The sequence below is a fragment of the Aeromonas sp. s3 genome, assembly GCF_040907805.1.
GTDB classification, from domain to species: domain Bacteria; phylum Pseudomonadota; class Gammaproteobacteria; order Enterobacterales; family Aeromonadaceae; genus Aeromonas; species Aeromonas dhakensis.
In genome coordinates, this window is sequence record NZ_JBFOCQ010000009.1 from 23,761 (window position 1) to 37,066 (window position 13,306).

Genomic DNA, 13,306 nt, shown 5'->3' on the forward strand with positions numbered 1-13,306 from the left:
TTTTGCATCTCTACAGACTTACATCTGGTCGACCATGTCCTGGGCGAACTGGGAGCAGGAGCGCAGGGTGGCGCCTTCCATCAGACGCTCGAAGTCATAGGTGACGGTCTTGTTGCGGATCGCCGCTTCCATCCCCTTGATGATGAGGTCGGCCGCCTCAACCCAGCCCATGTGGCGCAGCATCATCTCGGCGGAGAGGATGAGGGAGCCTGGGTTGACCTTGTCCTGACCTGCGTATTTCGGCGCGGTGCCGTGAGTTGCTTCGAACAGGGCGACGCCGTCGCCGATGTTGGCACCCGGCGCGATGCCGATGCCGCCCACCTGAGCCGCCAGCGCGTCGGAGATGTAGTCGCCGTTCAAGTTCATGCAGGCGATGACGTCATACTCGGCCGGACGCAACAGGATCTGTTGCAGGAAGGCGTCGGCGATGACGTCCTTGACGACGATGGTCTTGCCGGTTTTCGGGTTCTTGAAGGAGCACCAGGGGCCGCCGTCGATGAGCTGGGCGTCGTACTCTTTCTGGGCCAGGGCGTAGCCCCAATCCTTGAAGGCACCTTCGGTGAACTTCATGATGTTGCCCTTGTGCACCAGGGTCACGGAGTCGCGATCGTTGTCGATGGCATACTCGATGGCGGCACGCACCAGACGCTCGGTACCGGCCTTGGACATGGGCTTGATGCCGATGCCGCAGGTCTCGGGGAAGCGGATCTTCTTCACGCCCATCTCGTTTTGCAGGAAGGCGATCACCTTCTTGGCTTCGTCGCTGTCGGCCTTCCACTCGATGCCGGCGTAGATGTCTTCGGCGTTCTCGCGGAAGATCACCATGTCGGTCAGATCAGGACGCTTGACCGGGCTCGGGGTGCCCTCGTAGTAACGGACCGGACGCAGGCAGATGTAGAGATCCAGCTCCTGGCGCAGGGCCACGTTGAGGGAGCGAATACCGCCGCCGACCGGGGTGGTCAGCGGGCCCTTGATGGCCACGCAGTATTCACGAATGAAATCCAGGGTTTCGGCCGGCAGCCAGGCACCTTCGCCATAGACATGAGTCGACTTCTCGCCGGTGTAGATCTCCATCCAGGCGATCTTGCGCTCGCCTTTGTAGGCTTTCTCGACCGCGGCATTCACCACATTCAACATGGCCGGGGTCACGTCCACACCGATGCCATCCCCTTCGATAAACGGAATGATCGGATGGTTGGGAACCTGCAGCTTGCCGTTGGCATCGACTGTGATTTTCTGGCCCTGGGTCGGGATAACTACTTTGCTTTCCATCGGCATCTCCTAACTTCCGTTTGTTATCAATCTGTAAGTTGCGCGCGGCCATCTTAAGCCCATCCATTGGCAGAATCAAATGGCGAGCACGCATGTCAGACCATAGTCGCGCACTGGATCACAATGCGTCCATTCAGCCTGCGCCGGATCCGGAGCAGCCCCGCCGGCGCCTGACTCGGACAGGCTCCGGCGGCATCCCTGTTTATCCCGCCAGCCCCTCGGCCTGCCCCTGCGGCTGGCTGAGCGCCCGGTACTGGGAGGGGGTCAGCCCGGTCTTCTGCTTGAACACCCGGCAAAAATAGTTCACATCGCTGTAACCACAGCGGCTGGCCACCTCTTCGAGGCGAAAGCGGTATTTCTTGAGCATGAACTTGGCCCGATCGATGCGCACCCAGCTGATGTAATCGGCCAGGCGCATGTGCCCCTGCTCGCGAAACAGGTGCGACAAATGGCTGGCCGAGACGTTGAAGCGATGGGCGATCGAATCCCGGCTGATGGGGCGGTGAAAGTTCTCCTGGATATAGATGCAGATCCCGTGAAACAGCTCGGCCCCCCGCGGCCGCTCGAAGGTGGACTCGGCCAGCAGCTGGCGCACGCTGGTGAGCAGCGCCTGCAGCAGGTGATTGTCGGTGGGGGAGCGCGCGGGATCCTCGGTCAGCACGTTCAGTGCCGCCAGTATGTGTTCGTTCACATGGCCGGCCCGGGCCATGATGCTGTGCTTTTGCACGTCAAAGAAATCGGGGTCTTCCCGCCGCTTGCTCACCAGACTGAAACCGAGCTGACGCTTGCCGAACAGCAGGCTCAGCACCGAGCAGTCGGTGGTCCAGAGCGGCTTGTTCCAGCCGTTGGGGGGGATGTAGAGCGCCTGCCCCGGGGCGATGCAGATCTCCTGGCAGCCCTGCTCCCTGTCCCAGATCTGGTTGCGATACTCGCCGCTGAACACCAGCTCGAGGCGGGGAAAGTTGACCTGATAGCTGAAACCGGGCGGCACCCCCTGATCCTGGGCAAACCAGATCTGGTCGAAAGGGGCCTGCTCGTGGAGGGCGCCATCGAGCAACTGGCTGAAGACAAGAGACATGCTGATCCTGATCAAGAGAGAGGCAAGCGGTTGCGGTGCCCGCGACCGCCCATGTTATAGTCCGGTCCACGGCAGCAATGCCACCCTTTTCTGCACCCGATTTTCTGCACACCAAATGAGGCATCCCTTATGAGCAGTCGCGATCTGCCCTCTTTTTTGTCAATGCAAAATCCGATTCAAGGCTACGACTGGGGCAGCCATGACGCCCTCACCACCCTGTTCGGCATCCCCAATCCGGCGGGCAAACCCCAGGCCGAGCTGTGGATGGGTGCCCACCCCAACGGCTGCTCCGAGGTAGTGCTGGCCGGGCAGGTGCAAAAGCTCTCGACCCTGATAGAGCGCGCCCCCGCCGCCGTACTGGGCGAGGCCACCCAGACCCGTTTTGGCAGCCTGCCGTTCCTGTTCAAGGTGCTGTGCGCCGAGAAGGCCCTCTCCATTCAGGTGCACCCGAGCAAGGCGCAGGCCGAAGCGGGCTTTGCCAAGGAGGAGGCCGCCGGCATTTCGCCCAAAGCCGCCAATCGCAACTACAAGGATCCCAACCACAAGCCCGAGCTGGTGTTTGCCCTCACCCCCTATCAGGCGATGAACGGTTTTCGCGCCATCCCGGCCATCCTGGCACTGTTCGAGCGGGTCAAGCTGTCCGCCCTTGCCGAGCTGGTTGCCGCCCTCGCCGCCAGCCAGAATGAAGCGGGTCTGCAGCACTTCTTCCACCAGCTGCTGGTGCTGGAAGGGGCGCGCAAGGAGGAGGCACTGGCGGGCTTGCTGGCCTTTGCCGCCAAGCATCAGGATGAAGAGACCTTTGCGCTGATCACCAGCCTGGCCGCCCAGTACCCGGGGGACGTGGGGCTCTTCTCGCCGCTCTTGCTCAACGTAGTGATCCTGCAGCCCGGTCAGGCGATGTATCTGGACGCCTGCACCCCGCACGCCTATGTGCGCGGCACCGGCCTCGAGATCATGGCCAACTCCGACAACGTGCTGCGCGCCGGACTCACCCCCAAGTACATAGACGTGGCCGAGCTGTTGGCCTGCACCCGCTGCCAGGCCAAGCCGGACGACCAGATCCTGCTTGCCCCCCGCCTGGACGGGGCGGTGCAGCACTTCGAGGTGCCGGTGCCGGACTTCACCTTCAGCGTCTACCCGGCGGGCGAGCATCAGCTCACTACCACTAGCGCCGAGATCCTGTTTGCCATCGACGAGGCCGTGATCCTCAAGCGCGGTGACGACACCCTGCGTCTCGAGAAGGGTCAGTCCGCCTTCATCCCGGCCGCCACCGGCCGCTACCAGCTGCTGGCCGAGGGCCGGGTCGCCCGCGCCGGCAACCGCTGCTAAGCCGGTTCAAATCGAGCCATGACAACAAGGGCCATCCAGGATGGCCCTTGTTGTTGGCAGTGACCGCCACTGTCCACTTCCGCCTTTGCCGACTAATTTCTTGATGTGCGGCATAAAATCATCAGATCCTGCTGTCGCCCTCTGCCGGGTTGGCTATCATGCCCGTCTGGCTATCACATGCCTTGATACCCGCCGGAGCAGCACTGTCAGCCGGCCCCAGTTCAGGAAGAACATCATGAAAGGCTACTGCGGACTATCCGTTTTACTGCTGGCGCTGCTGGGCGGCCCGGTGCACGCCGCCTGCGACAAGGGGGTGGCACTCAGGCTGGCCAAGGCGTTCTGGAGCGAGCACAAGGATTTCTATTACGCCGATCCGGCGCCGCTCAAGGCGCTGCTCACCCCCGACTTTTTCGCCGTGCTGAGCAGCGAGGCCGAGTGCAACGCCGATGGCGAGGTGTGCGCCATCGATGCCGACCCCTGGATCAACGCCCAGGATGGCGAGGTGAGCGAGCCCGTCAGCTTCACCCTGGCCAAGGAGCAAGAGCAAGGGGTAACGGTCAGGATGCACTATCTGTTCGCCCTCTCCGATACCCAGAAAGAGCCGCAGACCGTCAGCCTCCACTTTCAAAAGAGCGGCGACAACCGCTGCTACCTGATGGATGACTTCATCCCCCCCGGCGATGGCTCCCTCAAACAGCGCCTGCGCCAGTGGCAGAACCACAACGCCATCGAGTTGCAATAAAAAACCCCCGCCATACAGGCGGGGGTTTTGCATTCAGCCGGGCCACACGCATCAGCGCCGGGCCCATGGCGAGGTCACTCCTCTACCGCCTCCGACTGAGGCTCTTCAGCACGGATCTGCTGCAGCTCTTCGACCCTGGCCTGCCATTTGTCGTGGGCCTGTTTGCGCTCCTGTTGCTTGAACTCTTCGCGCATGGTGTCGATATTTTGGGCCAAATTTTCCATCAGGATGTCTCCTTACATCTGGGTGAACATGACAAGTAAAACGGGTTGACGGCACACTCCGCATCAAGGGCGTTGGCCTGTCGGTTCATCAAGTTTGACTTCCGGTTTGCCAAAACTGTCCAACTAAATAAACGATTGGATATGCACAAAGCAATCTAAAAAATGATTAAACGTCTCTCGTAAAACCGTCTAAAGGCGCTCAACAGACCCACTTCCCGCTCCTACACATGAGATGTAAACCATTAAATATCAGTACCTTAAAGTGATCACGTAGCGAGTTCACACGCCCTTTTCAAGGCGCCGATTATGCACTAATTTTTCACGCCCCGTGTTTTCGTCCCTTGCAGCCCCGCCACCACAAGCGCCGCCCAGAGCCAGGCAGCCGCTTTTGCCGAGCGGCTCACAGTTTTGCTGACCACGGGAGCACACAAATCTCCATCCTTCAGCCCACAAAGAGCAGGCCCTCCAACCGCCGACTGGTGATGAATTGCCCCCACACCAAGAATAATCGCCTGTTTTTAAAGATGTTTTTGTTAATCCACAGCGACCATCTTCAACCGGACAAAATGCGAGCAGGCTCACAGGTGAGCGCCATCAACACAAAAATCCAGTAAAGGGCACATATGTCCGATTTCGGCCGAGGCACTTGGGAGAAACAATAAGCAGGTCAACCCGTTGCACCACCGTTTTCAACAGGACCAGTTCCATTCGGACGGCACCAGCCAGGAGAGAACCATGCTCACCACCCTGATAGATGAAGGATTGATCTGCCTCGATCTTGCGGCCTGCGACAAGCAGGCGCTGTTTGTCGAGCTGGCCGAGAGGCTCAAGGCCAGCGGCAAGATAGCCAGTCAGGATCAGTTTGTGCGCGACCTCTGGGCGCGAGAGGCGCTCGACAACACCGGCTTCGAGCAGGGGGTCGCCCTGCCCCACGCCAAGAGCGAGGCGGTGCGAGAGCCCGCCATCGTGGTCGGCATCAGCCGCCAGGGCATCGACTACGGCGCCGAAGATGGCGAGCCCTCCAAGCTGTTCTTCATGATTGCCTCCCCAGCGGGCGGCGCCAACCACCATATCGAGGTGCTGGCCGAGCTCTCCACCAAGCTGCTGGAACCCGGTTTCATCGCCAGCATGCAGGCGGCCACCAGCCGCGCCGAGGTGCTCGCCTTGCTGGCCGCATCAGGGCCGTCCGCAGCCCCTGCCGCCCCCCGGGCGCAACCCGCCCAGCCGGCGGAGCCGCAGGAGCGCGGCATCAAGGCCCAGCTCAACACCCTCAAACAGCATTTGCTGTTCGGCACCTCCCACATGATCCCCTTCATCGTCGCGGGGGGCGTCTTGCTGTCGCTGTCGGTGATGATCAGCGGCAAGGGCGCCGTGCCCGAGGCGGGCGTGCTCAAGGACATGGCCGACATGGGGATTGCCGGGCTCACCCTGTTTACCGCCGTGCTGGGCGGCTACATCGCCTACTCCATGGCGGACAAACCGGGCCTGGCCCCCGGCATGATCGGCTCCTGGATTGCAGTGCAGCAGTTTCATACCGGTTTTCTCGGCGCCATCCTGGTGGGCTTTATCGCCGGTCTCATCGTCAACCAGCTCAAACGCATCAAGCTGCCGGATTCCATGAGTTCGCTCGGCTCCATCTTCATCTATCCGCTCATCGGTACCTTCCTGGTGTGCGGCATCGTGATGTGGGTGATAGGTGCGCCCATCGCCGCCATGATGGAAGGGATGAACCACTGGCTCTCCAGCATGGCGGGCTCCGGCAAGGTGATGCTGGGGGCCATCCTGGGTGGCATGACCGCCTTTGACATGGGCGGCCCCATCAACAAGGTGGCCACCCTGTTCGCCCAGACCCAGGTCAACACCCAGCCCTGGCTGATGGGCGGGGTCGGCATCGCTATCTGCGTGCCGCCGCTCGGCATGGCGCTGGCCACCCTGCTCTCCCCCAAGCGCTACAAGAAAGAGGAGCGTGAAGCGGGCAAGGCGGCCGCCATCATGGGTATGATCGGCATCAGCGAGGGGGCCATTCCGTTTGCCGCCGCCGACCCGGTGCGGGTCATCCCGGCCATCGTCGCAGGCGGCATCGTCGGCAACATCACCGGCTTTCTGATGCACAGCATCAACCACGCCCCCTGGGGCGGCTGGATCGTGCTGCCGGTGGTGGAGGGCAAGATGGGCTATATCCTGGGCACCCTGCTCGGCGCCCTCACCACGGCCCTTATCGTCAACCTGCTGAAAAAGCCGGTCAGTGACACCGAAGAGAGCAACGAGCGCCTGGAGGAGTACCAGATCATCGAGGCGGAAGGGGAAGCCGAGGTGCTGGCCATCACCGCCTGCCCCTCCGGCGTGGCCCACACCTTCCTGGCCGCCAAGAGCCTGCAAAAGGCAGCCGCCAAGGCCGGCATCAAGTTGAAAGTGGAAACCCAGGGCGCCAACGGCATCATCAACCGCATCAGCGCCAAGGACGTGGCCAACGCCCGCTGCGTCATCCTGGCCCACGACGTGGCCATCAAGAACAAGGAGCGCTTCGCCCATATCGAGGTCATCGATGTGAAGACCCGGGAGGCCATCCACAACCCGGAGGGGCTGCTGGCCCGCACCCGGCCGGGGCGTCAGGTGGCCTGATGCAAAGTTCACTCAGGTTTACAACAAAGGGGGAAACCAGTTCAGAGACACATGCCTGAATTCACCCGCAGTTGAAGTCAGTGACTCTTAGGTTGCTGGCTTCAAGTCATAGACTTGGATGCGCCCCCCACCAACTCCATCGATATGCGGCCTCTTTGCGGCAGTTGCGACAAGTACTACCTGTGAATTGCAAGATCAGCGTGACAGGCCTTCCCTACTTGGCTCAGACAGAGGACAAGAGTCTTCCAATTGATGAGATGGTGATCCAAACCTATCAGGGAAAGAGTACCGTCCTTGGTTATACCGCCTATCTGCCCACCGTGATGTAATTAAGGATAGATTTGGTGCAAGGTGGTGATTGGGATGAGTCTTGGCAGGAATTTCTAGCCAAATCACAGTACTATAAAGGCGAAGTTGTATTCTTGATCAATCAACCACATGGACCTAATTCATAGATTGATATCTTAGGGAAACAATAATATAACAACAGGAAATAAACCATTACCTATTTCGCTTAATTTTATAGGGGCTGAATTAACCCAGCCCCTATTCAGATTACTCTAATACAAGATTACACAGTAAGTTCATCATAACCACATTTTCAGGATGACACTTTTTGTTCATCTATTGAATGCGTTGGTGACAGGAATTTCGTTGCCAAACTCTCAAGCAATGATTTACCTGTCGGGGTTTGGCTGAGTGTTTCCAGCATACCACCAAAGGCCTGCCCACCTTGTGGAGAAAATATCTCCATCGCATTCTTTACCCCCGTGGGTACATCACCACCATTAACCATCACCTTCATTTCAGCCTCGGAAAGAGCCTTGGCTTGCTCTTCTCCAACACGTTGATATGCTTTAACGACCTCGAGTGCTACCAAATATTGCTGATAATTCAGATTTGAACCAATCTCTTTGGCCAGTTCTATTTGTGCTGCAACCGGAGCCATTTGCATTGCTTTTAGGGCAGTTGCCTGAGCTTCACCATCCACAGTCACCCCTTCGGCATCTCTTTTAGTCGCTTCTAGTTGACCATTTGCACATATTATCATGGTTTCTTTCTGTTGTTCTGCTTCAATAATGGCAGCCTGTTTTTTTATATTAGCATCACCAACTTCTTTGACCTGGCGAATGTCAATATCGCGTTTTTCAGTCTCGGTTTGCTGCAATTTTATACTCTGTTGTGCCAATTCTCTGGCGATACCGACTTCTTTATCTTTTTCCGCCGTTCGTTGACCTACCGCCTGTTCAGCACTCTGGCGTTGCATCTCAACTTCTCTTTCTGCTTCAATCTCGGCAGCCTGAGCCTTTTTCATATTTTGGGCTACTTCAACCCGACTCTCCATTTCAATATAGGAGGATTTTTTTGCCATAATATTGGCGATCACACGACTATCTTCAGAATCACGAATATCCATCAACTCCATTGACTTGACTGGCTCGACCCCCCAGCTTTCCAACTCCATTTTTACCTCTTCAGTAAATTGGCGCCCGAATGTTGCGCGGTCTGTCATGATCTGATTGATGTCATGAGATGCCAAGATGGTTCTAACGGACCCCTGTACAACTGATTTCAGTTGTTCGTGCAAAGATTCGAAATTTGCAACACGTTCTGCCGCCAAATTGGTGTCTTTGACCCGGAAAAAAGCAGTAACATCTAGTTCAAAGGGTACTCGCTCTTTGTCGTAAGCTTTGTAAGCATCCAATTGCAATGAAAAGTTGTTAACTGGTAACACGATTCGGGTTACACCAATGACTGGAATCCAAGAAGGCCAATTATAATAAACGTTGCCATTCTCCATTCCGGCACCATAAGAGGTTGTTTTTTTCTTGCTTTGCACAATATGCACTTTATTCGTATCTACTACGATACGGAAGCAAAGCGGTATTAATACAAGACACACCAATAGAACAACCAGTGGTACAATAAACACCAGTCCCTCGACACCAACAAAATCTAACATACAAACCTCGATTACCAGATGATTATAATAATTGACAAGCTCCCCAAAATCATAACGTGAAGATAACAGCTACATATGGAGAGCCGTTGGCAATGTTCCTCTATATACCGTTTGAATTCAATACCGTATATTGCGCATTGGGGCGCACAGAATCCCCATAATGGAGTCGTTCCGTTGCATTTGTATCAACTCCCCATCAAATTAAGAATCTCCCAAAGCCCGTCTGCAGCAGCCCGAGCTCGCCCTCACCCGTCATATCATCCCCCCCAGCTTGCAGAAGAGGGGGTTGGCTTGAGTTGGCAAGGCTGGCAGATTCACGAGCCGCTACCTCTTCACTTTTCCTGCGCCTTGATCCAGCGTCGATAGCGGGCGTTGCCAAGCAGGGTCTGCCACTGCTGCCAAGCCAGCGCCAGGGCGGGCGCGATCTTGGGGCGGCTCGGCTGGCCGCGCCCCAGCCGCCGCAGCTGGTATTTCACCATCGCCATATAACCTACCGAGGCCAGCACCTTGTTGCGCCAGGGGATGGGCCTGAGCTCGGCACTTGCCGCCTGCTCATGGTGCCATCTGGCGGGCAGATCCGGGGCGATGGCCAGCGCAGTGGCCATGCCGGCGACCGCCACCCCGCTGCCAAGCACCTGCTCCACCACCGGATAGCGGCGAATTCCCCCGGTCACCATCACGGGCATATGGGCAACGGAGACGATCTCCCGAGCGAACTCCAGAAAATAGGCCTCCCGCGCCAGAGTCCGACCATCGCGGGCCTGGCCGTGCATGGCGGGCGCCTCGTAACTGCCGCCGGAGAGCTCCACCAGATCTACCCCAAGCGGGTTGAGCATCTCCACCACCGCCTTTGCATCCTCGGTGCTGAAGCCGCCACGCTGAAAGTCGGCGGAGTTGAGCTTGACCGATAGTGAAAAGCGCTCCCCCGCCTGCTGACGGATCCCTTCTACTATCTCCAGCAGCAAGCGGGCTCGATTCTCAAGGCCGCCGCCCCAACGATCACTGCGCTGGTTGGTGAGCGGCGAGAGGAACTGGCTCAGCAGATAGCCGTGCGCGGCGTGGATCTGCACCCCGTCAAAACCGACACGCTGTGCCAGCAGCGCCGTGTTGATGAAGCGCGCCTTCACCTCGGCAATGTCGGCCTCGCTCATGGCTCTGGGCGGGGCGAACTGCCTCGAGAAACTGCCGAGCGCCATGGGCACGGCGGAAGGGGCCAGGGTGGGCTGCCCCAGCGCCGCCGGCATCTGGCGACCGGGGTGGTTGATCTGCATCCAGATCTGGGCGCCCCCGCTCTTGGCCGCCTCGGCCCAGGCACTGAAACGCTCGGCCAGCTCTAGGGAGAGATCGTGGGAATCGAGTACCACGCCCCCCGGCCCCGTCATGGCGTGACCGTCCACCATCACATTGCCGGTGATGAGCAGGCCGGCGCCACCCTCTGCCCAAGTACGATAAAGCTGGATCAGCGCCTCTGAGGGGGCATGGTCACGGTCGGCCATGTTCTCTTCCATGGCCGCCTTGGCGAGGCGGTTGATAAGCTGGCTGCCATTGGGCAGGGTCAGGGGAGTAAATGGATTCATGGCGATCTCCTCGGTAATGAGGACCCCACCATAAGTTTGAAGCTGACTTGAAGGTCAAGCCCCTTTATCGGGATGCCGTCGCGATGGGAGAAATGCTATCCACCCGCACAGTCCCTGCTCAGTGCCGTTGACATTCAAGCGGGCTTTAACCCTAGAATTCCCCATGATCCCGCCGTTTGGCGGGCAGACCCGCCAACCCGCAGCCCAGGAGGCAAGATGAAGATCGGTGAACTGGCCAAACAGACCGGCATGGCGGCCTCGGCCATCCGCTTCTACGAAGCCAGAGGCCTGCTCAGCAAGGTACGGCGGGGTGCCAATGGCTATCGCGACTACCCGCCCGAGACGGTACCCTTGCTGACCATCATCGGCCAGGCGCAACAGGCGGGCTTCTCCCTCGACGAGATCAAGCAGTTGGTGCCCGCAGATATCAGTTCTTGGCAACACGCCCCGCTACTGGCGGCGCTCGAGGCCAAGGTGAGCGACATAGAAGCGCTGGAGGCAAGACTTGCCCACAGCAAGCAGCAATTGCAGGCCCTGATCCGGCTGGTGGAGTCCAAACCCGACGAGATGCCGTGTGAAGAGAACGCCGCCCGGGTATTGGCCAGCATGGGTATTCCCTCCCCCGAGGGCATCGTAAAAAACACCATCGCAACCAAGCCCGTTACGCACCCCAAAAAGTGATCCCGCTCGCAACCAGCACACGCCCCCAGCATGGGGGATTGAGAGCCAACTGAAGAAGACTATGATGGGCGCGCCATCCATAACAGGTCATCATCATGACAACAGAGTGCACCGCCCAACCCCAAAGCGAGCCACCAAGCGAAATCCATCGCTGTGACAAATGCCGGGAGCGCACCCGCCATATCGTGGTGCTGGTGCCACGGGATCACAGCCAGGACATCATGCCCAAGGATCCGCGCAAAGCCTTCTGGCAAGCCTTTCGCTCCAGCAGCCTGACCAACGCGGTATTCGGCCAGACCCTCGCCTATCAGGCCACCCATGTAAAGCACCTGATCTGCGAGCGCTGCGGCGAGAAGTTTCTGGAGTATTGAGGCCCAGAAGGCGGCACACCCCAGACAGTCAGAGCGAGATAAAAGAGAAATAAAGATGACCTTTGTCGAAATGACCCCCGGTCAACTGCCGCTGACGCTGCTGCTGGAGGCAGATCCCGCAGAGCAGCGTATTGCCGCCTATCTGCCCGGCGCCTGGGGCTTTGCCGCCCTGGCAGGCAACGAGGTAGTGGGCGCCTGTGTGGCTGGTCTGGTGGGGGAGCAAACGGCCGAGATCTTCAATATCGCCGTTGCCCCCAATCGCCAGCAGCAAGGTATCGGCTCCGGCCTGCTGCGCTTCGTGTTGACCAGCCTGGCCGGGAAAGGGGTATGCCGCGTCGAACTCGGCACCGGCAGCTTCGGCCACCAGCTCACTTATTACCAGCGCCACGGCTTTCGCGTCGATGCCGTCATCAAGGATCACTTCCTTACCCACTACCCGGAGCCCCTGATGGAGCACGGCATCCAGCACAAGGATATGCTGCGGCTCTACCTTGAACTGGGCTAGGCTATCCCCACCCTCAGCAGCCTGTAGCGCCCTGGGGATAAATGGTGGGGGGATCAATTCAGCGTCGCCACACCTCATCGAAAGCAACGAAAGCCATATCGATCGCCATGACACCGATAAAGGGATTAACGCAGGATGCAGACAAGAAAAGCCAGCCCAGATGAACTGAATGCCATCTTCTGGATGGGCTTTGATGCTTGGGGCGAAGGACTGCCACCGACTGAATATCTGGCGAGCTGCCACGCCAGTCAAAAATACCGCTCCGGTGTGTGGTATGTCCTGATTGTGGGCAATCAGCCTGTCTCTTCCCTTATCGTCTATCGGGACCGATTTGGCCTTGGCCAGGGCTGTTTTGGCATAGGTTCACTGGCAACGACACCTGCGATGAGGGGGCAAGGATTTGGCGCCTATCTGCTGCGTGGGGTGACAGGCATGCTGCTGGATAGTCCCGATGCCGTCGCCACCTTCCTCCATGCAGATATCGACCATCACTTCTACGAGAGGCTGGGGTATAGGCGCATTCCGGGGGGTGATTGCATGTATTTCTCTCATAGGCGGCCACGCTATGTCGGCGAACCGCCAACCTACTTTTAATCCACTCTCAGCCACCATCCACATGGCAGCCACCCGATGGCTCACGACGTTTCTCCACCTTGCCACCCCTCCCCTTCCCCTGATTACCGCCATTTATGTGCTTTGGCTCACATCCAAGAACCTCTCATTACCTCACAAATTTCTAGCAATGTAGATCCCTTAGCCAAGATGAGGGCTGGCTCCATGACAGCTGCACATCGGCACATACACTTTCAATTGATTGATTTTTAACTATAAAAAAGCAATTTGTGATTCAATCAAGACCCACTTTGTCAGCTGGTCTGCTATGCGATCAAGATCACACTCAAGGCCATATCGCACAAAAATCCAGTATTTCGCAGTTTTGTC

12 protein-coding genes are annotated in these 13,306 nt (G+C 58.3%); 7 read left to right on the plus strand and 5 right to left on the minus strand.

The window, feature by feature from the left end; translation table 11 throughout:
* Positions 1-18 precede the first annotated feature (18 nt).
* Complete coding sequence (icd, locus tag AB5Y98_RS04820; protein WP_017786499.1) at positions 19-1,272, minus strand: NADP-dependent isocitrate dehydrogenase; 1,254 nt, start codon at positions 1,270-1,272, stop codon at positions 19-21.
* A gap of 202 nt (positions 1,273-1,474) precedes the next feature.
* Positions 1,475-2,350, minus strand: a complete 876-nt coding sequence (locus AB5Y98_RS04825; RefSeq protein ID WP_005298937.1) for an AraC family transcriptional regulator — start codon at positions 2,348-2,350, stop codon at positions 1,475-1,477.
* A 129-nt stretch (positions 2,351-2,479) separates the two neighbouring features.
* Here AB5Y98_RS04825 and manA point away from each other — a divergent pair, with 129 nt between their 5' ends.
* Positions 2,480-3,679: a mannose-6-phosphate isomerase, class I gene (manA, locus tag AB5Y98_RS04830; RefSeq protein WP_368231439.1), complete on the plus strand. Its 1,200-nt coding sequence runs from the start codon at positions 2,480-2,482 to the stop codon at positions 3,677-3,679.
* A gap of 235 nt (positions 3,680-3,914) precedes the next feature.
* A complete protein-coding gene (locus AB5Y98_RS04835; RefSeq protein WP_017786496.1) occupies positions 3,915-4,421 on the plus strand; it encodes a hypothetical protein in 507 nt (168 codons plus the stop codon).
* 74 nt (positions 4,422-4,495) lie between these two features.
* Here the strand turns inward: AB5Y98_RS04835 and AB5Y98_RS04840 are convergent, their stop codons facing one another.
* Complete coding sequence (locus AB5Y98_RS04840; protein ID WP_005298930.1) at positions 4,496-4,645, minus strand: hypothetical protein; 150 nt, start codon at positions 4,643-4,645, stop codon at positions 4,496-4,498.
* A gap of 735 nt (positions 4,646-5,380) precedes the next feature.
* Between AB5Y98_RS04840 and AB5Y98_RS04845 the strand changes: the two genes are divergently transcribed.
* On the plus strand, positions 5,381-7,267 hold the full coding sequence (locus AB5Y98_RS04845) for a PTS fructose transporter subunit EIIC (RefSeq protein WP_368231440.1): 1,887 nt from the start codon (positions 5,381-5,383) through the stop codon (positions 7,265-7,267).
* A 601-nt stretch (positions 7,268-7,868) separates the two neighbouring features.
* Here AB5Y98_RS04845 and AB5Y98_RS04850 read toward each other — a convergent pair.
* Both AB5Y98_RS04850 and AB5Y98_RS04855 read right to left on the minus strand, forming a co-directional pair.
* Positions 7,869-9,230, minus strand: coding sequence for an SPFH domain-containing protein (locus tag AB5Y98_RS04850; protein ID WP_368231441.1), 1,362 nt, complete (start codon positions 9,228-9,230; stop codon positions 7,869-7,871).
* 332 nt (positions 9,231-9,562) lie between these two features.
* Positions 9,563-10,807: an NADH:flavin oxidoreductase/NADH oxidase family protein gene (locus tag AB5Y98_RS04855; protein WP_368231442.1), complete on the minus strand. Its 1,245-nt coding sequence runs from the start codon at positions 10,805-10,807 to the stop codon at positions 9,563-9,565.
* Between the two features lie 216 nt (positions 10,808-11,023).
* On the opposite strand from AB5Y98_RS04855, the gene AB5Y98_RS04860 reads away from it, so the two are divergent.
* The 4 genes from AB5Y98_RS04860 (at position 11,024) to AB5Y98_RS04875 (ending at position 12,958) form a co-directional block, all read left to right on the plus strand.
* Complete coding sequence (locus tag AB5Y98_RS04860; protein ID WP_368204823.1) at positions 11,024-11,488, plus strand: MerR family transcriptional regulator; 465 nt, start codon at positions 11,024-11,026, stop codon at positions 11,486-11,488.
* 95 nt (positions 11,489-11,583) lie between these two features.
* Positions 11,584-11,859 carry a hypothetical protein gene (locus AB5Y98_RS04865; RefSeq protein ID WP_017781171.1) on the plus strand — a complete coding sequence of 92 codons (276 nt, stop codon included), beginning with the start codon at positions 11,584-11,586 and terminating at the stop codon, positions 11,857-11,859.
* A gap of 55 nt (positions 11,860-11,914) precedes the next feature.
* Complete coding sequence (locus tag AB5Y98_RS04870; protein WP_368231443.1) at positions 11,915-12,364, plus strand: GNAT family N-acetyltransferase; 450 nt, start codon at positions 11,915-11,917, stop codon at positions 12,362-12,364.
* Positions 12,365-12,499: 135 nt separating this feature from the next.
* Entirely contained in the window at positions 12,500-12,958 is a 459-nt protein-coding gene (locus tag AB5Y98_RS04875) for a GNAT family N-acetyltransferase (protein ID WP_368231444.1), read from the plus strand.
* The last annotated feature ends 348 nt before the right edge of the window (positions 12,959-13,306 follow it).